Genomic DNA, 22,730 nt, shown 5'->3' on the forward strand with positions numbered 1-22,730 from the left:
GGACGACCATGACCACGGCAACCGAACAGATCAAGACACTTACGTACGGAAACTGGCGCCGCCCCCGCAAGGCCGGCCTGGGCTCGCTGGGCCTGATCGGGACCGTCGGCCTCTTCGGCGGTCTCGTGCTGGTGCTGCTCGCGTCCATGATCTCGCTGGACGCGGCCCTGGTGGTGGGGCTGCCGCTCGCGTTGACGCTGGCGCCGCTGGCGATCCGCACTCCGGACGGCCGCAACGTCTTCCAGATGGTCGGCGTCCGGGTGGGCTGGTTGCGCCGCAAGTCCAAGCGGCAGCACCTGTACGTCTCCGGGCCGCTGTCGACACGCCCCGGCGGACGGTTCCGCCCGCCCGGCCTGCTGAGCCGGGCGGTCATGCTGGAGGGGCGCGACCCGTACGACCGCCCGTTCGGCGTGCTGCACCACCCCAACCGTCACCAGTACACGATCGTGCTCAGCTGCGAGCCGGACGGCGGGTCGCTGGTCGACCCGGACCAGGTCGACACGTGGGTGGCGCTGTGGGGCGACTGGCTGTCCCGGCTGGCGCACGAGCCGGGACTGCGCGGCGCCTCGGTGGTGGTGGAGACCGCGCCGGACCCAGGCACCCGGCTCGCCACCGAGGTGCTGGGCCGGATCTCCCCGGACGCGCCGCCCGCCGCCCGCGCGGTGATGGAGGAGGTGGTGCGCAACTACCCGGACGCGTCCTCGGAGATGAACACCTACCTGACGCTGACCTACTCGGCGCCCGGCGGCGCCCGGCGCGACGACGACACCATGCTCGCCGACCTGGGGCTGCGGCTTCACGGCGTGCTCAACGGGCTGGTGGCGGCCGGCGGCGGGTCGGCGGAGCCGCTGTCCGCGGAGCGGATCGCCGAGGTCGTCCGGGTCGCCTACGACCCGGCCGTCTCGGCCGAGGTGCTCGACGTACGCGCCCAGCACGGCGGCACCGGGCTGGAGTGGGACGACGCCGGGCCGGCCGCCGCGATCGAGTCGGTGACCGCCTACCAGCACGACTCCGGCGTGTCCCGGAGCTGGCTGCTGACCATGGCGCCGCGCGGCGTGGTGCGCTCCGGGATCCTGCGCAGCCTGCTCGACCCGGCCGCCGGCATCCGCCGCAAGCGGGTGGCCCTGATCTACCGTCCGATCGATCCGGCGACCTCCGCCCGGATCGTCGAGTCGGACCGCCGGTCCGCCCAGTTCATGGCGAACTCAACGAAGGGCCTGGTCAGGGCCCGCGCGGTCGCGGAGATCCAGGCGGCCGAGCAGACGGCGGCAGAGGAGGCCTCCGGCGCCGGTCTGGTCGAGTTCTCGATGCTTGTGACGTTGACCGTCGACTCGGCCGCCGAGGTGCGCGACGCCAACGTGACAATGCGGAACCTGCTCGGCGCCACCCGGATCGCGATGCGCCCGGCGGACCGGATGCAGGCCGCGGCGTTCACCTGCGCCCTGCCCGTCGGCATCCTGCCCTGGGAGCAGGCGTTCGTTCCGCACGACCTGCAGGAGGCGATGTGACGGGCGGCGACGGCGTGCGGCTGCTGGATCTCGGGGCGGGCTGGCCCCGGATGACGTCCGGACCGGTCACCGCGATGTCCGGTCTGGTGGTGCCGGACGTGGACGCGCAGGACCGGGAGCCCGACGAGACGGGCGAGCAGACCCCGCGGGCGCTGCGCCGGGCGCGTCGGCGGCGGGCTGCGGAGGAGGCCGCCGAGCAGCGGTACCGGCAGCGGCTGGCCCGGGCTGACCGCGCCGATCAGGTGCCGCACCGGGGGTCGCCCGTCGTGGGCGGCGGACGGGTGGCCACGCTGGACCCGCCGACCATGTGGCGGGCCACCACCGTGCAGGCGTGCGGGCTCTGGCCGTTCGCGTCCGGCTCCGGCGCCCCGATGACCGGGGTCCCGCTCGGCCAGCACATCAGCACCGGGGCCACGGTGTGCGGGGATCCGCTCAACTGGTTCACCCGGGCGCGCTACATCTCCAACCCGTCGCTGTTCATGCTCGGCATGCCGGGTCTCGGCAAGTCCACGCTGATCAATCGGATGCTGATCGGCCTGGCCGCGCAGGGCGTCGTCCCTCTGGTGCTGGGCGACCTGAAGCCCGACTACGCGGACACCGTCCGCGCGCTCGGCGGGCAGGTCATCTCCATCGCCCGGGGCGTCGGCGGGCTCAACGTGCTGGACCCCGGCGCGATGGGCGCCGCCGCCGCGCGGATCGGCGGGCAGGCCGGGCAGGCGCTGGCCGCCGAAACCCACGGCCGGGTGTTGAACATGGTCGCGGCGCTGCTCACCATCGTGCGGGGCGTGCCGATCAGCGACCACGAGCAGTCGGTGCTCTCGGCCTGCCTGCGGCACCTGCGCGAAGCCACGCCGCCGGGCCGGACGTACCGGCTGCCGGACCTGCTCGCGGTGCTGGAGGCGGGGCCGCCGCGGGTCCGGCAGGTCACGCTCGACCGGGGTCAGGAGTCGCGTTACCGTGACGCCGTCGACCCGCTGCACCGGTCGCTGCTCGGCATCCTCGACGGCCCGCTCGGCGACACCTTCGCCTCCGAGACCGCCACCCGGATCGACCCGGACGCCACCGCCGTCTGCATCGACATCTCCCGCATCGGTGAGGCGGACGGGCAGTTGACCGCCGCCGCGATGCTCGCGGCCTGGTCGGACGGCCTGGGTACGGTGTCCGCGTCGCACGCCTTGGCGGATGCGGGCCTGGCGCCCCGGCGCTGGTTCTTCACCGTGCTGGACGAGCTGTGGCGCCCGCTGCGGGCGGCTTCCGGCATCGTCGACCGGATCGACGCGCTCACCCGGTTGAACCGTTCGCTCGGGCTCGCCGACGCGAAGATCACCCACACTTTGAAGGACGCCGAGGCCCTGGGCAGCGAGGCGGACAAGGCGAAGGCCCGGGGTTTCGTGGAGCGCGCCGGCATGGTCGCCTGCGCCGGGCTGCCGAAGGCAGAGATGGAGGACCTGGGCCGCGTGGTGGGGCTTTCCCGGCGCGAGATCGACTTGGTCTCGTCCTGGTCCTCGCCGGCCGGCTGGGCGCAGGACGGCGCCAACGAGGAGCCGCCCGGCCGAGGCCGGTTTCTGATCAAGGTCGGTGGGCGGCCCGGCATCCCGATCCGGGTAGCGATCACGGACGCCGAGCGGCACCTGCACGACACGAACACGCGGTGGATCGCCAACGGCGACGCGGAGCGGATGCTGGCCGAACGCGCCGCGGTAGTGCGCGCCGTGACGGCCGGCGACCTTCCCGGGGCGGGTGCCCGGTGAAGCGCGGCACCGGCGGAGACCTGCTGGCCTGGCTGATCCCGACGCTCGCGCTGATCAACCTCACCGCCTTCGTCCTGCTGTGGCTCGGTGGCACGCTGGCCACCGCCGTCGGCGGGTACGGCTGGCATCCGCCGCCGTTCCGCCTCGACGTCTACCTGAGCCTGCTCGGCGGCGGTGTCGGGACGGTCTGGCCGGGCGTGCCGCCGGCCCTGGTGTACGGCGGCGCGGTCGTGCTCGTCCCGGCCGTCGCGGCACCGGTGGTCGCGGCGGCCCGCGCCGTCGCCCGTCGCCTCGGCCAGTCGTCGAACCTGGCCCGCGCAGCCGACCTGCGCGCCATGACCGGTAAGGCGGCCGAGGCCCGGGCCCGTGAGCTGCGCCCGTCCCTGCGCGACGCCGCCCGCCTGCGCCCCGACGACACCGGCAACCTGCTCGGCGATCTTTTGCCGTCCGGGCCGGAGCTGCGCTCGTCGTACGAGGACGTGGAGCTGGACCTGATGGCCCCGCGGGCCGGCAAGTCCACCGGGATCGCCATCCCCCGGGTGCTGCGGGCGCCCGGCGCGGTGCTGCTCACCTCGAACAAGTCGGACGTCTACCTGGTCACCCGGCAGGAGCGGGCCCGGGTGGGTCGGGTGTGGACGTTCGACCCGCAGGGCGTCGCGTATACCGAGCGCGACATGTGGTGGGACCTGCTCGGCGGCTGCCGCACCCTGGAGGGCGCGCGGCGGCTCGCCGGCCACTTCGTCAGCTCGGTCAACGACGACGCGTCGAAGCGGGACTTCTGGATCGCCGCCGCGCAGAACACGCTGACCGCTCTCTTCCTCGCCGCCTCGCACGGCGGCGCGACGGTCGGGGAGATGCTGGCCTGGCTCGCCGACCCGGGCGACCGTACCCCGGTCGACCTGCTCCGCGACGCCGGCCTGGACGCGATGGCCGATCAGCTCCAGGGCACTGTACGCGGCGCGGTCGAGACCCGCGACGGCATCTACGAGACGTCCCGGCAGTGCGTCGCCTGCCTGCTCGACCCGGAGATCCTGGCCTGGGTCAGTCCGGACCCGGACCGCCCGGAGTTCGTCCCGGAGGAGCACGTGCTCAGCCGCGACACGCTCTACCTGCTGTCCAAGGACGGCGGCGGCTCGGCCGCCGGAGTGATCGCCGGCCTAGCGGACGCCGTGGTCCGGGCCGGCGTGGTGGCCGCCGAGCGGATGGGCGGCCGGCTGGACCCGCCGATGACCGCCGTGCTGGACGAGGCGGCGAACGTGTGCCGCATCGCCGACCTGCCCGACCTCTACAGCCACCTCGGCTCGCGGGGCATCAGCGTGGTGACGCTGCTGCAGAGCTACCGGCAGGGGGTACGGGTCTGGGGCGAGGCGGGGATGGACGCGTTGTGGGGCGCCGCCACGGTCAAGCTGCTGGGCGCCGGGCTGGACGACGCCGATTTCGTGGACAAGGTGGCCCGTCTGATCGGCCAGCACGACGTCCGTACGCCAACCTACTCCCGGTCCCGCGACGGCTCGTCCCGGTCGGTGTCGTACCGGCAGGAGCAGGTGCTGCCGGCGGACCGGATCCGGGCGCTGCCGAAGGGCACCGCGCTGCTGCTGGCGACCGGCGTGCGGCCGGCGGTGATCCGGTTGCGTCCCTGGTACAAGGAGCCGAACGCCGGGCCGATCGCGGCGGCGGCCCGCACCGAGGCGGAGGCGGTCACCGCGCGGGCGCGGGCTGCGGCCGGGCGCCAGCGGGCCGGGTGACGGCGTGTCGAAGCTGGCGGCCGCGCGGGCCGCGCACCAGACGGCGACGAACCGGTTCGGCGCCACCCAGATCACCTGGTTGATCATCTCGATGGTCGGGATGCTCCCGCTGGCCGCGATGGCGGCGCTGGCCCTGATCGTCCTGGTGGTCGTCATCCTGCTCAGCGGTTCGCAGATGACCTCGTACTCACCGGACCCGGACAGCACGCTCGGCCCGGGCGCGGGCGGCAGCGTCCTCACCGAACTCGCCGGCGGCGACGGCCGCGGCGGGTTCAAGGAGTCGGGCGTGCCCGACGCGGACCTGGTCGCGCCGATCCGGGAGGCGGCCCGTGAGTGCGACCTGCTCACCCCCGTGATTCTCGCGGCCCAGATCGAGTACGCGTCGGACTTCGACGCGGACAAGGAGGGTCAGGACGGCCGCAAGGGGCTGTCCCAGCTCACCCCCGACGTGTTCGAGCGCTACGGCAAGGACGACGACGACAGCGGCGAGGCCTCGGCGCTGGACCCGGAGGACTCGATCCACGCCCACGCCCGGTGGTTCTGTCACCTGGCCGAGGAGACCCAGCGGATGCTGGACGAGAAGACGGTCGTCGGCGACCATCTCACGCTGACGTTGATGGCCTGGGACCAGGGCACGGAGGCGGTGAAGGCGCTGGGCGGCATGCCGGTCATCGTGCTGGACAGCTACCCGTTGCGGGTGCGCGGGCTGTTCGCCCGCTACACCATCGGCGGGACGGACACGTCCACCGCCTTGCCGACACCGACGTCGTCGCCGGGGGCCGGGGCGAAGAAGCGCGTGGTGACGGGGGACGAGGGCACGCTGCTGACCGGGTCGACGTTCGACACCATGTTCCCCGACCGCAACACTTTCTACACGTACGCCGGGCTCACCGACGCGATGGCCACGTTCCCCGACTTCGCCGGCACCGGCGACGAGGCGACCCGCAAGCGGGAACTGGCGGCGTTCCTGGCCAACGTGGACCACGAGTCCGGCGGCCTGGTCCACGTCGAGGAGATCGACCGGGCCGCGTGGGGCACCTACTGCGACGGCGGCCAGCCCTACGGCTGCCCGGCCGGCCGTAGCGCCTACCACGGGCGGGGGCCGATCCAACTCAGTTGGAACACCAACTACAAGGCGGCCGGCGACGCGCTCGGGCTGGACCTGCTCGGCAACCCGGACCTGGTGGCCACTGACCCGGCGGTGGCATGGCGTACCGCGCTCTGGTTCTGGATGACCCAGAGCGGCGCGGGCACGACCACCCCGCATGCCGCGATCACCGGCGGCGGGGGGTTCGGCGAGACGATCCGCAGCATCAACGGGGCGTTGGAGTGCGGCGGCGGCAACGCCGCGCTGGTGCGGGCGCGGGTCGACGCGTACCGGCGGTTCACCGCCGCGCTCGGCGTCGACCCCGGTGACGAGGGGACGCTGACGTGCTGACCGACGAGCCGCCGCCGAGGCCGTTTTTCATCCTCTACCTAGACGGACCCGAGTACGCCGAGGAGTTGCGCCGGCTCACCTCCTGGGTGGAGGGTCTGCTGCTCCCGGTCTACGGCGGCGAGGTCACCTCCGGCGCGCCCTGGTGCCCCCGCTGGCGGGAACACCCGGAGGCGATCGCCTACCTGCACGGGCTCTGGCTCGCCTGGCAGGAACGTACCGGCCCCCGGGCGGCGCCGACCGACCCGGCCCTCTGGCACCAGAACCACCTCTGGCCGACCATGGACGCGCTGCGCAACCCCAACGGACCGTTCGCCGGCTGCAAGCCCGGGGGACACCGGCCCAAGGACCGGCCCTACGTCGAGCGCGACGACTGAGCGACCCGCCGGGAGAACCGTCCGAAGGACGGCCGCCGGGGGGCCGGCCGTCCTTCGGGCCGATGCCGCCTAGGTAGCGGTGGCGGCGAGCGTTGGTTGGATGCTCGGCATGACTGAGATCTGACCCGTCGCCTGGCCGCCCCAACCGATCCGGGCCGAGCGACTGGTGCTTCGCGCGTCCGAGGCCCGGGACCGGTCGACGTTCATCGAGCTGTTGGCGTCGCCGGAGGCACACCTACCTCGGTGGCCCCGGTCGTCGGACGAGCTTGAGTGCGAGCTGCCCGAGGTGCCCGCACGGTGGCGAGGGAGTTTCGTCGTCGACCTCGACAGGGCGATAATCGGCCGGGTCCCGCTTTGGCGCGCGACGGAGCATCGTCGTCCGGCGGCCCGTGGGAAAGGCCGATCTCGGTTACCTGTTCCTGCCGCCTGCCTGGGGTTTCGGGTACGCCACCGCGACGTGCGTGGCGGCGCTCGACTGGTTCGGCGGTGTCCTTCCCGGCGAGCCGGTGGTTGCTCACCACCCAGTCCGCCAACGTCAACTCGATGCGCCTCGCGGCAAAGCTGGGGTTCACCGAGGTGGAACGGTTCCACGCCTGGGACGCCGAGCAGTGGCTCGGCGTGCGGCCCCCGGTTAAGCCGTCGGCCTGAGCCCGTCGTGGGGGGTCAGCCGGTGGGGCCGATCCGCTTGGCCAGGTCCACGAAGGACCGCCAGGACGCGGCGTCGACGTCGAACGCGAGCAACGGCAGGTCATCCTCGGTGGCGGCTTCGGCTTTGGCGCGTTTGACGTCGAGTTCGGCGATGACCGAGGTGTAGACGTCGGTCATGGCGGCGGCGAAGGAGTGGTCGAGGAGTTCCTGGATGTCTTTGAGGTCGGCGCCGGCGGCTTTGAGGTAGGTGGCGGCGCAGTGCCGCAGGTCGTGGGCGCGCAGGATGACGCGGGTGATGCTGGCTCTGCCCATGATCCGGTTGCCGGACTCGGACTTGACCTTTTTGATCACGGGTGTGTAGCCCTGGGTGGCCATCTGTTGGGTGACGCTGATCAGGGAGTTGTCGAGGTCGACGGCGGTGTCGGTGAGTCCGACGGCCTCGCCGCGGCGCAGGCTGCGGTGAAGGATGAGCGCGAACAGTGGGTAGAGGGCGATGTCGTGCTCCTCGGCGTGGTCGAGGAACGCGCCGCCTGTTGCGGGGTCCACACCATGACCGGTCGCTCGGAAGCCAAACACCGCAGCCTTCGACGTCCGCACCTGCCGCGAACCGAGCGCTACGCATTGTCGCCGCCGGGCTCGTTAATGCCTGCTCACAGTGTCACGCCCCGGTTGAGACTGTCAGGATCGTGTTTAAGAGGCCGGTTCGCGGAGGCAAGGAGAAGTCCCCGGGCGGGCGAGGGTCGCAACAGGAAGAACTAGTACTCCAACGTCACTTGGCTTCGGCGTTGGGCGTGGCGCGGGCATGAGGACAGCCACCGCGTTGATCATCGATGGTTTGTGAGGACAACCGAAGATCGTGCGGTGGCCGTGTGCCACAGCGTAGACCCGACCGGGTGGCGGGTCATCCTGGACGAGGCGGTGACACGTGTCGCGGACCGGTTCGTGCGGGCGGAGCCCCGTCGGACCGCCGGGCAGTTCGTGGAAGGGCTGCTGTCGGGCGTGGAACGTAAGACCTGCTGGTCGTTGGCCGAACGGGCGGGTCACGACGATCCGCAGGCGATGCAGCGGCTGCTGCGTACGGCGGTGTGGGACGCCGACGCCGTCCGCGATGACGTGCGTGATTGGCTGATCGAGCAGCTTGGCCACCCCGAGGCTGTGCTGGTCACCGACGAGACCGGCTTCCTGAAGAAGGGCGTGTGCTCGGCCGGGGTGCAGCGGCAGTACACGGGCACCGCCGGCCGGGTCGAGAACAGCCAGGTCGGGGTGTTCCTGGCCTACGTGTCACCGGCGGGGCGGGCGATGATCGATCGCCGGCTCTACCTACCCGAGACATCCTGGTGCGATCGCCCCGACCGTCTCACCGCCGCCGGCGTCCCGGACGACGTCGGGTTCGCTACGAAGCCTGCCCTGGCCCGGCAGATGATCGCCGCTGCGCTGGACGCCGGTGTCCCGTTCGGGTGGGTGACTGGCGACGAGGTTTACGGCGCCGACCCCGGCCTGCGCGCTGACCTGGAACACCGCGGGATCGGCTACGTCCTGGCCGTCGGCTGCGACCGACGCGTGCACGTCAACGACGGCCGCACTTTGATCCGCGTCGACGACCTCGCCGACCGGATACCCACCGCCGAGTGGCAGCAGCACAGCTGCGGACCGGGAGCGAAAGGTCCCCGCGACTATCTGTGGGCCTGGGTCACCACCGCCACCAGCCCCGGTGAGCACCGGTGGCTGCTCATCCGCCGCAACCGAACCACCGGCGAGCTGGCCTTCTACCTGTGCGGGTCACCTCGCCTGGTGCCGCTGCACACCCTCGTGACCGTCGCCGGATCCCGCTGAAGCGTCGAGGAGTTGTTCCAAACCGGCAAAGGCCAGGTCGGCCTTGACCACTACCAGGTCCGCGGCTGGACCGGCTGGCACCGGTTCATCACCCTGGCCATGCTCGCCCTGGCCGTCCTGACCATCCTCGCCGCCACCACCGCGCAGCAGCCCGACCCCGACCCGGAGATCATCGCGTTGACCGTCGCCGAGATCCGCCGACTCCTCAACGCCTTCGTCCTCGCCCTGCCACTACCCCCAGCGCACACCCTGTACTGGTCCACTTGGCGACGAACATCCCAAGCCCGAGCCCGGCGATCCCACTACCAGCGCAGACTCGGCCACTTAGCTTGAGACTTACTCGTCTAGGGCTCGAGCGTGGCGGGCATGCTGAAGGCGGCGACGTGACGGGCACCGATGAAGGCGTTGCTCTCTACGATCTTCCCGTTCTCGATCCGGAGTACGTCGACGACCAGCGCCTCATAGTGCGGGCTGCCGGGCCGGCGGAGATAGTTGATCAGTGCCGGGCGCCCGTTGGCCGAGGTGGGGAAGGTACGCCAGTCGAGCGGTCGGCCGAGGAACTCCGCGGCCGCGTCGATCCCGACGACCGGCGGCTCGGGCGGCATCGTGATCCGTACGTCCTCGGCGAGCAGTGCCCGGACCGTCTTCGGGTCCCTCGCGTTGGCGTAGCGGCGCAGGATCTCTTCGTCCTCGCTGGTGAGCTGCGGGCGGCGCCAGTCCTGTGGGTCCGACGGAGCGCGCCGCCGGAGGGTGCGGCGGGCCCGCTGGAGGAGGCTGTTGACGGCCGCTACGGCGGTGTCGAGCGCGCCGGCGATCTCCTGCGGCGTCCAGCCGTAGACGTCGCGCAGCACGAAGGCCGCCCGCTGCCGCGGCGGCAGGTACATGAGCGCTGCGATCAGGGCCAGCTCGACGGTCTCCCGGGCGGCGAGACCGGTCTGCGGATCGTCGGCCAACAGGGCGTCTGGATAGGGACCGAGCTCGGTGGACCACTCCAGCGGGTCACCATACGGAACCGTCCGGTGACCGGCCGCCTTGCGGCTGTCGAGGAAGACGTTCGTGGCGATCCGGTAGAACCAGGTGCGCGCCGACGCCCGACCCTCGAAGCGGTCGCGAGCCCGCCAGGCACGCAGGAAGGCCTCCTGCACCAGGTCGTCCGCGTCGGTGACGTTCCCTGCAAGGCGGTAGCAGTGCACGTGTAGCTCGCGCCGGTGCTCGTCGAAGGCGCGCTGCAGCCAGACCGCCTGCTCGTCAGGCGAGTCGGACATGTGATCTCCCCGGGGCTGAATGGTCCTCACAACCGTACTGACGACCGCGGACCCCATCCGTCATCGGTCACCGATGACGATCGCCGACTCGGTCGTCTGTACCTGTGACCAATCCCCACCCCACGAAGGAGACAGCCATGACGGCAACCCCCGCGTCCAGCGCAGCCACGCCCCCGGTCGCCGACCGGGAGACCTGGCTGCGCGAGCGCAACGAACTGCTGGTCCGGGAGAAGGCCCATACCCGCGAAGGAGACGCGATCGCAGCCGCTCGTCGTCAGCTGCCGATGACCTTGATGCCGACGGTGACGGTCCAGGGCCCCGGCGGGGACACCCCGCTGGTGGAGGTTTTCGAGGGCCGCCGGATGCTCATCGCCTACTTCCACATGTGGCACGACGGCAAACCGTACGGGGATCAGTGTGAGGGGTGCACCTTCTCGACCTGTCACATGCAGATGCTGGACTACCTGCATGCCCGGGACGTCACCTACGCCGTGTTCTGCCAGGGCCCCTACGACGAAAGTGCCCCGTTCGCGGAGTTCATGGGCTACCCGTTCCCCTGGTATTCGGCGAAAGACTCCGACCCGGCTCTGGCCGACGGTCGCGACTTTGGGTTCATCGCCTGCTACCTGCGCGACGGCGACCAGGTCTACGAAACCTACTGGACCACCGGGCGGGGCGTGGAGGCGTTGACGACCAGCTACCACGCCTTGGACCTCACCGTGTACGGCCGGCAAGAGAACTGGGAAAACTCACCCCAAGGTTGGCCGCGGGTCAGTGGTCACCCGTGGCGGCTCAACGGCCGCCCCACCGCCCAATGGTCACGCCCCGCCGTTACGCCGGCGGTGACGTCCTGACGCTCGTGCTCATGGCGCTCGCCGTGCTGATGCATCAACACGGCGGGTCGATGGCTACCCACCACATGGCCGCCGGGCCCCGGATGGACCACGGCATCGTCACCGGCCATGACGCGGCGCTCGTGTTGCTACGCGCCGCCACGGCGGCTTACCTCTGCTGGATGGCGGCCGCACGCGTCCGGCTGCGCAATCGACCGATCACGGACCTGCTCCGTTGGGAGCACCTGGCCATGGGGGCAAGCCTCGCGGCCATGATCTTCTTCATGAGCTAGCCGAGTAAGCCAGCCGGCAGATCAAGTGACGTTGGAGTACTAGGCCGTAAGAGCGGGGGCTGGCACAATATGAGCACGGCCCGGAGGGATGTAACCCCGGTACTCAGACGATGCCCCGTCTGATCAGCGGAAACTATGTTCCGCCTCGCCCCGCAGGCGTCCATGACTCGCACTCCGGGCCGCGCCGAACCAGGATATGTCGGCAAGACAGCGCGCGCGGCGGGCGGAGCTTGCCGAGGCGAAATGATGACAGCCTGATCCGCAAGATCCGGAACATGTGCGGAATGACCGAGCGGCCCGTCAGCGACTCACTGCACATACACCGTGGTAGAAGAAGGGCGTGCGTGCTGAGGCTACTGCCTTTGAAAACCGTGTGTCGCGGCGGCAAGTCAGCCGAGACCGAGCGAGTGCCACGAACCCGCGCACCGACCGGTCCCAGCCGGGTACTTCGGCATCGAAGTCCGAGCTGCGGGCGTCGGTGAGGACGTCGAGGGCGAGGTCGGGTAGCTGGTCGCCGAGCCTGTACGCCAGCCCCACCGCCGCCGTGACCCGGACGACCGCAGCGTTCGCGGACAGCAGCTCGCGGAGGCGGGCGTCGACCCGCTCCGAGCCGACCGGGCAGTGGGCGAGGGTCAGGTTGGCGCTGGCCCGGGTGGCGGCGCGGGCCGCGTCATCCGGGACCGCCATGAGCCCGGCCAGCGCTGCCTCGTCGGGCGCGAACCAGGCGAGTAGTTCGGCGGCGTACCCCACCAGCTGCGGGTCCGGATCGGTGAGCCAGCGGACGTACCGGTCGGTGTGCCGGGCTCCAGCATCGAAGGCGTTGGCCTCCCACGGGTGTGACCCCTTCGGGTCGATGGGCGTGAGCAGGGCGGCCAGTTCGGCACGCTGTGCGGGTCGTAGTGATCTACAACGAACAGCACGCCCGCACGGTGCTCCGTGACTATGAGGACCACTTCGACTGGCACCGGCCACACCAGGGCCTGGAGCAGCATCCACCCGACTACGACCCCGGCGGCGCGGTCGTCGCGATCGACAAGCCGATCCGCCGGCGCCGCATCCTTGGTGGCCTCATCAACGAGTATCACGGGGCCGCTTGATCCGCTCACAAATCCGCAGCTCATAGCCTGCAACACAATTTTTGGCACGGTACCGGGTGACACTTGCAGGGTCGGCCGCGTCCACGTCCACGCCGCCGCAGTGGGCACCACCGTGTTCGCCGGATCACCGCGGTGGGCCCGGACCGGACCCTTTCGTACGTGGGTCAGATGAGCCTGGTCTGCTTCGCTGTTAGCGCCTGGTGGAGCGGGTCGCCGCGCATGACGTGGATGGTGCCAGGGTCGACGATCGGTGACGGTGCACCGTATGCAGCGCCGAGGGGGTGCCCTCGGCGGCGAGCTGGGCTACCAGCTCGTCCGCGGCCGCGCCTGGTCCGCTCGACCTGGTCCGGGTGGCAGAAGATGTGCGTCAGGAAGTAGTCGATGTGGGGGTGCGGGTGGAACGCGGTCAGCGCCGGGACCCGGATGCCGAGGAGGCGCCCACCCATGCCCCTTTTAGCCTCTCCTCGCGCGATGCCCGGCGTGACCGCTGGTGATGTGAGAGTCGAGAGGCGTGTCAGCTTCTTTGTACCGTGGTCCCGGCTCGAATCGCCCGCGGTATCTCGGCGACATCGTCGACACGATCCAGCAGCGTGGCAAGTTCGTCGCCGGACGCGGGCGAGCTCAACTCGACCTGGTAGGTGATGCCGCTCGATATCCACGTCTGCGTGTCGAAACCTCCCTCGGCCGATACACGTACCCCGTCGATCCGGATGCCGAGTTCGCCTGCCTCCCGATATATGTCATTCAGGACGCAGCCAGCCGCGGCGAGGTGCAACAGGTGTGCCCCGGTGAAGTCCGCCTCGACCGTGACGCCCTCCGGTGTCCAGCGGTGAGGGAACCCGATCGCACCACCGTCATCTGATCTGAACGAGCCGGCGCCGACCACGACCGCGAATCGCTCCACCGGTTGCCCCTGTCCGTTTTGCCTCACCCGACCGGCTCATTGTCGCCCGTCACCAGCATCACCACCAGATACCGAGACATCCGCTTCTGCCGCGATCCGGCGTGAGCGCGACCACCCCAGCGGTGACGGATTGTAGTCGGCAGGGCGGTCCGTCATGCGACATGGGAAGGTGCTCGACAGACGTCGTCGCCCCTTCTGGAGCGTCGACCCCTGTACGCTCCAGCCGTACCTGCTTGTGCATTTGGACCCGTACGCCGACAGGACTGGTTGGCTGCCGGATGGGGCCTGTTCGGTGGGGCTGCTACTTCGGCTGGCCGGTGGCGGGCACCGGGACGGCCTGGCCGGGCACGCCGCGGGGGAGCAGGGGAGCCGGGCCCAGCAGGTGCTCCGGCGGCACGTGGATGCGCAGGCTGTTGGACAGGTCGACCAGCTCCTTCTGCGTCACATTCATTCCGAGCACCTCGAAGTTGTAGCCCAGTCCCGTGAGCTGCTCCTGCATGTTCCCCACCGGCACATCCCTGGGAAGTACACCGAAGAGCTTTGTGTCCTTCGGGGAGACCCGCACCGGCAGGAACTCCTCACCGACCTGGACCACTGCCGCGGTACCGTCCTCATTGGCCGCCAGCCGCTCGATGTCGCGGCGGACCTGCCCGCCCTCCTCGCTCAGCACGACCTCACGCTCGATCCTGTCCAGGGCCGCGTCGACCTCGTCGGCCCTGGTGGGGAACTTTTCGCCGCGCAGCCGGGCCCGGTTGTTGCGGGCGCGCAGCACGTCACGGGCGTACGCGCGCAGCTCGGCGCGCTCAGCCTGGGACAGGGAACTGATGCCGCCGGAGGCGATTTTCAACTCCCGGGCGGCGTGCCTGCCTGCCTTGGCCTCGAAGATGGCGACGATGATCAGCTCACCGTTCTGCCGGTGGGCCAGGATGCCGTCGGTGAGCTGGCGTCCCGACGCGTCGCGGATCATGTGGCCCGGGATGAACTCCAGCGTCTGGGGCGCGGGGATGTGGATGCCCAGGGCACGCGCCCCGGCGGGATCACGCAGCCACGCCGCGATCCGCGCCTCCAGGAACTCCTCCAGCAGCTGCCCCTTCATCAGGTTAATGTTCGGGCCCTTCTCAACGACCCGCATCAGCGCCAGATGGTCCAGCTCGCTGAGCACTGCCGTGCCGCTGACGAGCTTCTTCAGCGAGTCGGCGACGTACGTGGCGATGGACATGCCCCGCGGGCTGCCCCGCTTGACGCCCATCCTCTCCAGCGCGGTGACGGCCCTCGCCGCCAGCGCCGAATCGACCTTCTTTCCCGCCGCGATCAGGGTCCGGGCCTCGGAGATGGCGAGGCGCCCAGTGACGTCCTCGCTGACCTTCTCACCCGCAGCCAGGGCGAGGCTCCACCGTGCGGCGCCGAGCCCGTACAGCCGCTCCATCCGCGCTGCGGTGTAGAGCGCCCGACCGCCCTTGACGAACCGGGAGGCGAACGGCAGCAGCACGCCCGCGGCGATGATGCACCGGTCGACCTCGGTCAGCTCGTAGCCGAAGATGTCGTACCCGAAGGCCGCCTCGAAGATCGCAACCGCGGTGCCGACGACCGGGATGAGGGCGATGCCGAACTCGACGACCTCCAGCACCGCCGGACGGTGTTCGACGGGCAGCGGGAAGGAATTGGTGTCGGTGGGCTGCTGCTGGGCTATCCGCAGCGTGACCAGCAGGTCCTGGCGCTGTGCCAGCATCCGGCTCATACCCTCGGCCGCGGGCAGGGTGAGAAAGTCGTCGTCGCCCTGGTGCGCCATCACCCACGCGGCCAGGGTCGCCGCAATGGCGTCGAGGGCGTCGGGAACAGAAGGCGTGGGAGGCACCGGAGATCCTGGCACCGCCGATGCCCGGTCGTGTTCCTGTACCAGCAGTACGCGCTTGCGGGTGCGATCGACGACCAGGTGCGTGGGCATGGTGGCGCGTTCGCGCAGCATCCGCATCAGCGCCAGGTATTCGTTGTTCTTGGCGGTGAAGGCCTCCGGGGTCAGCTCACGGCGGCGCAGCGGGGCTGCCGCCTGCCGCCGCGCGGTGACCTTCCACAGCTCCGGGCCGGAGAGACCGCCCTCCTTGCGATGCTCGTATGCGGCAAGGGAGTCAGGCCGCCGAGCGAGATCCTCGGCCATGATGGCGACCCCGCCGCGCAGCACGGCCAGCTCGAAGGCGCTCGCCCTGCCGCCGGTCATGCCGGCCTCGAACTCGACACGAGCCGAGGTCAGCATTCGCCGGTAGGGGCCCAGGTCGATGGCCATGGAGTCAGGCTGGGTAGACGGGGAGTTCGGGGCCTTCCTGCAACCACACCAGCGTGGTCGGCACGGTGAACTCCCACGGGCTGCCCTCGGGCAACGCGCCGGCCAGGTCGTCGGTCTGCGCCCGCACCTCGTCGGCGACCGACTTGTACAGCGGGTCGTCGATGGTTGGCGGCTCGCCGCCGAGCCAGACCCGGTCGGCCAGACGAGGGCTCCTGCGGGCCAGGAAGTACGCGACCGCCAGGTTGTATGCGGGCGACACCGGGACCACCACCCTGGCCGCGCCTGCCTGCTTGAACTGGGCGAACAACGGGTCGATGTCGGAGCGGTTGCTGGCCTCGGTCCACTTAGTCTTACGGCCCCAGAAGTACGGATAGAACAGGTAGGTCATCTGCGGCCAGTCGAAGGCCTGTTCGAAGAACTGGATGACCGGGCCCTCTGCCATCGCCTCGTACACGTCGACCTCGGGCAGCTTCGCCGGGGCGTCCGCCGGGTCCGTCATCGCGTTGTAGTCGCTGAGGTGACTGCCGGTCATCATGGTGACACACAGCTTCTTTAGCTCGGTGCGCTCGATCTCCCGATTGGTGGCCGGGTTGCGGCCCTGGATCACCACGGCCCCCTCCGGCGCGCCGGCCTGGGCCACCTTCTGGTCGTACGCCGTCTTCATGGCCAGGTAGGCTGTGCTGATCTTCTCGAAGGTTTTGTTCTGCCAGTCCTGCAGGTGCGCGTCGTTCCGGTAGCAGTTGATGCCGACGTTGACCGAGTACGCGTTGATGTCGTACCCGATGCAGCTGACCGCCATGGGCCCTGTCGGGTTGTCGAAGGTCTCCGAGGACTGCGCCCACCCCAGGGTGTGCACTCCGCCCTGCTTGACCGCGGTGCTGGCGATGAGTTCGGCGGCGTCGTCACCGATTTGGATCGAGAACCGTGGCCCGCCGACCACGTAGATCAGCGACACGTTGGCGATGTAGTAGATCATGGTGTAGCCGTCCGGCACGACCAGGTCCTTGAGCATCTTCGATACGGTCTTGCCGTTGTCGACGCCACTCTGCTCGAACGACGTCGCCGCGTACGTCCATTCCAGCGGCGGCGTGGTGATTCCCTGGGCGTTGTAGCGGCTGGCGAACGTCTGGTAGTTCGACTCGTCGAGGTCGGCGGCGGTCAGCGGCTGGTTCTTAGCGTTGACGAGCGGTATCGGCGGCTCAGCGCCCACCACGGTCTTCGGCCGCAGCTGCGAGGCGAGCCAATAGGCCGCCGGCTGCGGCACGATGAACTCCAGCATCAGCCGCCGGCCGTAGTTGTAGACCTGTGCCCGGTAGCGCTTGTCTACCCAGCGGTAGACGCCGGTGATGTGCGCGGCGCCCTGGGCGTTGTCGACGCCGTGGGTATTGGTCTCCTCGACCTCGTGGAAGGTCTTGGTGGTGCGCTCGGTCTTCACCTTCTTCTGAATCTTTGTGACGGAGCGGTCGACCACATCGCGGGCGAAGTTCGAGCTGCTTCTGGTCGACTCCTGCTTGGATGTCGCGTAGGCGAAGTCGCCGTGCGCGGTGGTGACGACCGGCCCGAAGGCGGCGGTCACCGTCACTCCGGCCTGCACGCTCATGTCCTCCTTGACGGTCCGGTCCGCCTCCTTCTTCAGCTCGAACCGGTCGGTGGACTGCTGGTCACGCTCGGTCTCGTTCACCTCCTCCGACGACTCGAAGTAAGTGGTCTCGACCCGGTCCAGCATGCGGTGCACCCGCTCGCGGTGCTCGCCCTTGAGCACGTTCTCTATGTGTGCAACTTCTCCCGGGGCGTACCCGAGCAGGGTCTGCTTGACCACCTTCAGGTCGCCGACGCCCAGGGGCCGGATCCGGCCGCTGACATCCACGTCGGGGCTGGTGCCCGGGTCGGGGTCGGCATCGAAGATCGGCGGGAGGTCCAGGCCCGGCGCGATGGTGCCCACGTCGTGCAGATCGAGCGTGCCCGACAGCGCCCGGAACTCGTGCCGCAGCGCCGGGTCGTCACGCAGAGCGTCCACCCTCCGCAGCAGCGTGGTCAGGTGCGTTTGAGCGGTCGCGGTCGCCGTCGGAACCGCGGTGGCCTCCCCGATCCGTAGACGGGCCGCGACGCTCCGCGCTTCCTCGGGCAGGTTGCCATCGAATATCCGGGCCATACTCGCCACGCGTCCCAGCGTGATCCGGTTGCGGAACACGTCGCCGTGCTGGGTTGGCTCCTCCGACAGCACCCGCTCGCGGATCGGCGCGGCGTTCGCCCGTACGGCGTCCAGCAGTGTGCGGGTCGCCGCGACCTCCCGCAGAAGCGCGCGGACCGGCTCGTCGGACACCTCGGCGTGCCCTGCCACCGAGGCGGAGCCGCGCCAGCGTGTGGTCTCGGGCGCCTCGACGACCGCGAGCTCCGCGGGCACAACCGGGGTGGCGCCCAGCGCGGTCACCGCGTCGGCGGCGGTGGTTGCCGCGTCGGCGCGCCACAGTGCGGCGAAGTGCAGTGCCCGCAGCGCGGCCGTCGGCGTCTCCAGGTCGGGTCCGGCCGCCGGGCCCTGACGATACGCCCGGTACAGCGCGTCCCAAGCCGTCCCGGCCAGCTCGGCGGCATCGCGGTCGGCCAAGGCGCGCACGTCACGCAGTTCCGCGTCCGCGTCGCCCAGCGGGTCGCCGCCGGGCTGCGCGCCGAAGTGGTCGGCCAGCGCGCGGGCCGCTTCGGCCAGCGCGGCCAGCCGCGGGTCCGGGTGCCGCGTGGACTCGCCATCATCGTTGCCGGCGAGCGACCCGCCGCCGGGGGCTCTGCGCTGGTCGGTGATCAGGCCGAGGGCCGCCTCACGTTGCCCGACCAGTTGCGGCGGACGTACAGCGACGAACTTGAAGGCATCGACGGTCTGACTGTCTGGCATAAGTCTGTTGTAGGACGTCGCGACGCGTGCGCACAGTGTCTGTCGGATAGCGGCCTCGCCGAGCCGACAACGGGCGAGGTCACCAGCGACGTGGACGGCACTGCCTGTCGTGCTCGACGGCCTTTCGCGATGATGCTGACCGACCTGCTCGGAACGGCTCAGGTGCCAGGAATGACGCGCCGCCGCTGGTTGGCGAGGCTCAGGTCGGACCACTGCGTGACGGGTACTCCATCGGCGGTGGACCGATCGGACACCTCGAGGACCTTGTAGGCCGCAGTGGCCGCCAATTCGTCTGGAGCGATTGATGTGCCGCGGCTCGCGGCGGTGCCTTCGCTGGCCCCGGGGGACACCGGACGCCCCAGCACCGCGGACGCGTCGGTCTACAGACCGGTGGTTGGAGCCGCTGGCGGTCGTGCAAGACAAGAGTTCGTCCGGACTTCTTGGCACGGGCAGCGCTTGACGATCCGCGGTAACGAGCCCGGTAGCGGAGGGGATCGCCATAGGTGGATGAGGCGGTGATCCACGGCATGGAACGGCATTTGTGTCCGCCGTTCTTGTCCCCTTCTAGGAATGTTTCAACCTATCCCGGCACGGCGTGACAGAATCGTTGTAAAACTGGGGGTCAAGGGGTCGTCGGTTCGAATCCGGCCGTCCCGACAGAGAAAAAGCCCTGACCAGCGGAAACGCTGGTCAGGGCTTTAAGTTTGTCCATGGGATTTTGAACCGCCGGCGGGCCCGCTGACGCCTCCATCCTCGTTGTGGGTCCGGATGCCGATCAACGGCGCAGATCCCAGGGGCCGGAAAGAGTCGTGCAGCGTTCGTGGATGTCTAGGCGATTCCGAGGCCGCGGCGGCCGGTTTCGTTGAGGTCTTCGGGCTGGAAGCGGTTGGGCCATTCGCGCTCGTAGTCCTCGGCGGGGAAGTCCGAAGGGCTCGATCCGCTGAGGAACGCCTCGCGGACGTTGGCGGCGTACTTCTCGTTGCGGGGGCACCACGGTGCGGCGGGGATGTACATGACGTTGCCCCAGCCCTTCTGCGACTCGACCGGCGCGACACTATGGATCATGTCGGCGTGCCACCAGACCGAGTCACCGGCCTGCACGTCGGGGATGCCGGCCAGTGCCTCCATGAGCGGAGCGTGCCACTTGTGGCCAGCCGGGAAGACCTGGTTGACGGTGACGCCACACATGTCGTCGTCGGGGACGTCAGACAGCAGTGGGCGCAGCATCAGGTACGCCATAGCCTCGGGAATCGGCACGGTGTGCAGCACGCCCTGGTCGTGGGCCATGTCAGACAGGGCGGTCCAGCCCTGGAAGGTGCGGAATGCCGAGCACATGGTGGTGCCGGGGTACTGCGGGCCGTCGGTGCGGTGCGCGGCGTCCCACGGGTCGTACTGTTCGACGCTGCCGTCGAACACGTGCCGGAACGCCTGCTGGTAGGCCCTGGTCATCCACAGGTCCAGGGTGCCGGGGTCGAGGTGGGTGCCTAGGCCGGCGGAGTCGGCGCCCTCGGGGCGGCGGCGGATGCGGTCGGGGTAAAGCGAATCCCTGTTCGGGTCGAACCACTGCGCGCCGTCAGACTCCGACTTCCACTGGCTGTTGAGGAAGGCCTGGACGGCCGCCATCCGGTCGCTCTGGCGGGCCTGCATCTGTGCGGGCGACCAGTAGATCGGGTAGATCTCGGGCTTGGAGCCGACGCTGCCGAAGAAGTCGTCGCCGGGGCCGCGGTAGTTCTCGAAGAAGTTGTTGCTCTCGACGTAGTCGACGATGTCCTGGTCCCACGCGAGGGCCTGGTCGCGGTCGAAGTGGCCACGCACGACCAGGCAGCCGCGGCGGCGCAGCAGGTCGAGTTGCCCGGCGGTGACGGTGCAGTTCGCGATGTCGGCGTAGTCGATGACCGGCCAGACGCTCTCGCCGCGACGGCGGGCGGCGTTGATGTCATCGACGGCGGCCTGGACCCGCTGTTCGACGACGGCGAAAACCTCATCGACCGTACGCCCGGAGGCCTCGATCCGGGCGCGCAGCGCGGCCTTGATCTCCCGGGTGGCCGCTTTGAGGTCGGCGGGGGTCTGCTCCCAGTGCGGCAGTGTGGTGCTGGTCGACACGGCGTCTCCTTCTAGTTAGCCCCCGTTACTTGAAAGACTTTACTGGGTCGAGCCTCTTCTAGGCAATAGCCCTGACTAGAATGTTGGCGTGGAGCCCACCTTGCCGTCGCAGGAGATCGTCCGGTCGCTCACCGACGAGCACGTGCTTCGCGCGTTGATGCAGCACCGTCGACTTACTCGCGCCGAGCTGGCCGTCGAGATCGGCATCTCCAAGCCGACCGCGGGGGAGAGCGTGCGCCGGCTGACCGAACGCGGCCTGGTGGCCGACACAGGTGAGCGCACCCCGGGTGGTCGCGGTCGCGGTCGGGTGGGCTCGTACTATGCGCTCGCGCCGGCGGTGGGCGTGGCGCTGGCCGTCGTCATCGCTCCGGAGGGTGTCGTGGCGGAGTGCCTGGACATCTACGGTGACACGGTGTCGCGCGCGGTCCGGCCGATCGACCGGCCGGCCCGCCCGAGCCAGGCTGCCGATGCGCTGGCCACCGCGACCGTCGAGGTTCTCGCCGCAGCCGGCCGGCCGGCCCGGCTGGCCGTCGTCAGCGCGGCTGACCCGGTAGATCGCGCCACCGGCCGCCTGGTGCAGCTGCCCGACTCACCTTTCCTGGTCGGTGACCTCGACCCGGTCGCCGTCCTCGCGCCGCACGCGGGCGGCCCGGTCGTCGTCGACAACGACGTGAACTGGGCGGCGCTGGCCGAGCGGAACACCGCCCGCGACTTCGCTTACCTCTACTTGGGTGAAGGGCTGGGCTGTGCGATCGTCAGCGACGGCGAGGTCCGCCGCGGGCATACCGGCCTGACCGGTGAGATCGCCCACCTGCTGACCGTCGGGCCGGGTGGTCGCGCGGTCCGGTTGATCGAGGTCTTCGGCGAGCTGGGTCTGCGCCGCGACGGCTCGACCGCGATCGACGTCGAGCGGCTCCTCGACAGCGACCCCGCGACGCGGGAGCTCATCGGCCAGGCCGTTGCCGGTGTCGTCGCCGCCGTGGTCGCGCTTGCCGACCCGCAGGAGATCGTTGTTGGCGGTTCGTGGGGCCCTGCCCTGATCGGTAGCATCCGCTCGGCGACAACACCGATGCCGCGCGAGGTCCCCGTGCGGCCCGCCGTGCTGACCGGCGAGCCGGTTCTGGCCGGTGTGCGCGCGGAGGCGCTCAACCGCCTCCGGTCAGCCATCACGACATCCAACACCGTGAACGTTCGTGGTCAAGGCACTAGATAGGCGCGGCAGCCTACGGTTGCGGGGTGAAGCTTGCCTACTATTCTGCCGCCGAAGGCGTCGACGTCGCGAGTGGCCGGGCAGACCTTTGTCACCTCGCTGACCTGGTAGCAAGCGGAGGCGAGCTGAGCCTTGCGCCGTCCGCTCACCCTCGGCATCTACGGGGTGTGCTCATCGAAGTGACGCAGGGCCCCGTCGTTATTGGTGTCGACGATCGCAGCTATCTCAGCATCCACGGTGGCGCGGAAAGCCGGTCGCTCCTCGCCGACCTGCTACGCGATGTAGCCAGCATGGACGACGGCGGCCACGTTCACCTGGAGTACTTCGAGGGTCACCATTTCCTGGCACCAGACAGCGTGCCGCTCATCGTCAACAGTCCGCACGGTGGGATGCCTCGGAGCTGATCAAGCGATGCCACGCACGAAACCGCCCCACAACATCATTTTCATTAGGAGTTGTAAGGCTACGTTTGTAGGCGTGCTGTAGATCGATGTGGAGCGTTGCGGGTCAGCTTGATGGGGTTCGCCGTAGTTCCGTCATTCGAGACCGGGCGCTGACCA

Annotated in this window: 18 protein-coding genes and 1 pseudogene; 12 read left to right on the plus strand and 7 right to left on the minus strand. The window is 69.9% G+C overall.

What is annotated here, in order from left to right; translation table 11 throughout:
- Positions 1–8 precede the first annotated feature (8 nt).
- The 6 genes from ACFYPR_RS29670 (at position 9) to ACFYPR_RS29695 (ending at position 7,464) form a co-directional block, all read left to right on the plus strand.
- On the plus strand, positions 9–1,508 hold the full coding sequence (locus ACFYPR_RS29670) for an SCO6880 family protein (RefSeq protein WP_354855686.1): 1,500 nt from the start codon (positions 9–11) through the stop codon (positions 1,506–1,508).
- Positions 1,505–3,259 carry an ATP/GTP-binding protein gene (locus tag ACFYPR_RS29675; protein WP_354855685.1) on the plus strand — a complete coding sequence of 585 codons (1,755 nt, stop codon included), beginning with the start codon at positions 1,505–1,507 and terminating at the stop codon, positions 3,257–3,259. Before ACFYPR_RS29670 ends, ACFYPR_RS29675 begins: the two co-directional genes overlap by 4 nt.
- Entirely contained in the window at positions 3,256–5,004 is a 1,749-nt protein-coding gene (locus tag ACFYPR_RS29680; protein WP_387263758.1) for a type IV secretory system conjugative DNA transfer family protein, read from the plus strand. The genes ACFYPR_RS29675 and ACFYPR_RS29680 overlap by 4 nt, the downstream gene beginning before the upstream one ends.
- 4 nt (positions 5,005–5,008) lie before the next feature.
- Positions 5,009–6,442 (plus strand): glycoside hydrolase family 19 protein, encoded by a 1,434-nt coding sequence (locus ACFYPR_RS29685; protein ID WP_387263761.1) that lies wholly within the window; start codon positions 5,009–5,011, stop codon positions 6,440–6,442.
- On the plus strand, positions 6,436–6,816 hold the full coding sequence (locus ACFYPR_RS29690; protein ID WP_354855682.1) for a DUF4913 domain-containing protein: 381 nt from the start codon (positions 6,436–6,438) through the stop codon (positions 6,814–6,816). The genes ACFYPR_RS29685 and ACFYPR_RS29690 overlap by 7 nt, the downstream gene beginning before the upstream one ends.
- 486 nt (positions 6,817–7,302) lie before the next feature.
- Positions 7,303–7,464: a hypothetical protein gene (locus tag ACFYPR_RS29695; protein WP_354855681.1), complete on the plus strand. Its 162-nt coding sequence runs from the start codon at positions 7,303–7,305 to the stop codon at positions 7,462–7,464.
- 15 nt (positions 7,465–7,479) lie between these two features.
- Here ACFYPR_RS29695 and ACFYPR_RS29700 read toward each other — a convergent pair whose 3' ends face one another.
- Complete coding sequence (locus ACFYPR_RS29700; RefSeq protein ID WP_387263764.1) at positions 7,480–8,010, minus strand: tyrosine-type recombinase/integrase; 531 nt, start codon at positions 8,008–8,010, stop codon at positions 7,480–7,482.
- Between the two features lie 372 nt (positions 8,011–8,382).
- On the opposite strand from ACFYPR_RS29700, the pseudogene ACFYPR_RS29705 reads away from it, so the two are divergent.
- Positions 8,383–9,630 (plus strand): annotated as a pseudogene (locus tag ACFYPR_RS29705) (IS701 family transposase).
- A gap of 11 nt (positions 9,631–9,641) precedes the next feature.
- Here the strand turns inward: ACFYPR_RS29705 and ACFYPR_RS29710 are convergent.
- The gene (locus tag ACFYPR_RS29710; protein ID WP_355065882.1) at positions 9,642–10,562 is read right to left on the minus strand and encodes an RNA polymerase subunit sigma-70; all 921 of its coding nucleotides are present in this window, start codon (positions 10,560–10,562) and stop codon (positions 9,642–9,644) included.
- Between the two features lie 137 nt (positions 10,563–10,699).
- Here ACFYPR_RS29710 and ACFYPR_RS29715 point away from each other — a divergent pair, with 137 nt between their 5' ends.
- Both ACFYPR_RS29715 and ACFYPR_RS29720 read left to right on the plus strand, forming a co-directional pair.
- On the plus strand, positions 10,700–11,416 hold the full coding sequence (locus tag ACFYPR_RS29715; protein ID WP_387263767.1) for a DUF899 family protein: 717 nt from the start codon (positions 10,700–10,702) through the stop codon (positions 11,414–11,416).
- Positions 11,417–11,427: 11 nt separating this feature from the next.
- Positions 11,428–11,688 carry a hypothetical protein gene (locus ACFYPR_RS29720; RefSeq protein WP_387263769.1) on the plus strand — a complete coding sequence of 87 codons (261 nt, stop codon included), beginning with the start codon at positions 11,428–11,430 and terminating at the stop codon, positions 11,686–11,688.
- A 300-nt stretch (positions 11,689–11,988) separates the two neighbouring features.
- On the opposite strand, the gene ACFYPR_RS29725 is transcribed toward ACFYPR_RS29720, so the two are convergent.
- Entirely contained in the window at positions 11,989–12,438 is a 450-nt protein-coding gene (locus ACFYPR_RS29725) for a hypothetical protein (protein ID WP_355065888.1), read from the minus strand.
- Positions 12,439–12,587: 149 nt separating this feature from the next.
- On the opposite strand from ACFYPR_RS29725, the gene ACFYPR_RS29730 reads away from it, so the two are divergent.
- On the plus strand, positions 12,588–12,785 hold the full coding sequence (locus ACFYPR_RS29730) for a transposase (RefSeq protein WP_387263771.1): 198 nt from the start codon (positions 12,588–12,590) through the stop codon (positions 12,783–12,785).
- A 514-nt stretch (positions 12,786–13,299) separates the two neighbouring features.
- Here the strand turns inward: ACFYPR_RS29730 and ACFYPR_RS29735 are convergent.
- The 4 genes from ACFYPR_RS29735 to ACFYPR_RS29750 all read right to left on the minus strand — a co-directional run bounded on the left by ACFYPR_RS29735 (position 13,300) and on the right by ACFYPR_RS29750 (position 20,960).
- Positions 13,300–13,689 (minus strand): OsmC family protein, encoded by a 390-nt coding sequence (locus tag ACFYPR_RS29735; RefSeq protein ID WP_354855674.1) that lies wholly within the window; start codon positions 13,687–13,689, stop codon positions 13,300–13,302.
- A 301-nt stretch (positions 13,690–13,990) separates the two neighbouring features.
- Positions 13,991–15,970 (minus strand): pre-toxin TG domain-containing protein, encoded by a 1,980-nt coding sequence (locus ACFYPR_RS29740; protein WP_387263773.1) that lies wholly within the window; start codon positions 15,968–15,970, stop codon positions 13,991–13,993.
- A gap of 4 nt (positions 15,971–15,974) precedes the next feature.
- The gene (locus tag ACFYPR_RS29745) at positions 15,975–18,857 is read right to left on the minus strand and encodes a hypothetical protein (protein WP_387263776.1); all 2,883 of its coding nucleotides are present in this window, start codon (positions 18,855–18,857) and stop codon (positions 15,975–15,977) included.
- Positions 18,858–19,685: 828 nt separating this feature from the next.
- Complete coding sequence (locus ACFYPR_RS29750; protein WP_387263778.1) at positions 19,686–20,960, minus strand: DUF1479 domain-containing protein; 1,275 nt, start codon at positions 20,958–20,960, stop codon at positions 19,686–19,688.
- Between the two features lie 88 nt (positions 20,961–21,048).
- Here ACFYPR_RS29750 and ACFYPR_RS29755 point away from each other — a divergent pair, with 88 nt between their 5' ends.
- Together ACFYPR_RS29755 and ACFYPR_RS29760 are read left to right on the plus strand one after the other, a co-directional pair.
- Positions 21,049–22,173, plus strand: coding sequence for an ROK family transcriptional regulator (locus ACFYPR_RS29755; protein WP_387263781.1), 1,125 nt, complete (start codon positions 21,049–21,051; stop codon positions 22,171–22,173).
- Between the two features lie 23 nt (positions 22,174–22,196).
- Positions 22,197–22,574 (plus strand): hypothetical protein, encoded by a 378-nt coding sequence (locus tag ACFYPR_RS29760; protein WP_387263783.1) that lies wholly within the window; start codon positions 22,197–22,199, stop codon positions 22,572–22,574.
- Positions 22,575–22,730: the final 156 nt, after the last annotated feature.

Source organism: Micromonospora sp. NPDC005254 (assembly GCF_042872525.1).
In the GTDB taxonomy this organism is placed as follows: Bacteria; Actinomycetota; Actinomycetes; order Mycobacteriales; family Micromonosporaceae; genus Micromonospora.

Coding starts and splice junctions, on each gene's coding strand:
- ACFYPR_RS29670 (WP_354855686.1), top strand. CDS start 9: ATGACCACGGCAACCGAACAGATCAAGACACTTACGTACGGAAACTGG.
- ACFYPR_RS29745 (WP_387263776.1), bottom strand. CDS start 18,857: ATGCCAGACAGTCAGACCGTCGATGCCTTCAAGTTCGTCGCTGTACGT.
- ACFYPR_RS29715 (WP_387263767.1), top strand. CDS start 10,700: ATGACGGCAACCCCCGCGTCCAGCGCAGCCACGCCCCCGGTCGCCGAC.
- ACFYPR_RS29720 (WP_387263769.1), top strand. CDS start 11,428: ATGGCGCTCGCCGTGCTGATGCATCAACACGGCGGGTCGATGGCTACC.
- ACFYPR_RS29740 (WP_387263773.1), bottom strand. CDS start 15,970: ATGGCCATCGACCTGGGCCCCTACCGGCGAATGCTGACCTCGGCTCGT.
- ACFYPR_RS29710 (WP_355065882.1), bottom strand. CDS start 10,562: ATGTCCGACTCGCCTGACGAGCAGGCGGTCTGGCTGCAGCGCGCCTTC.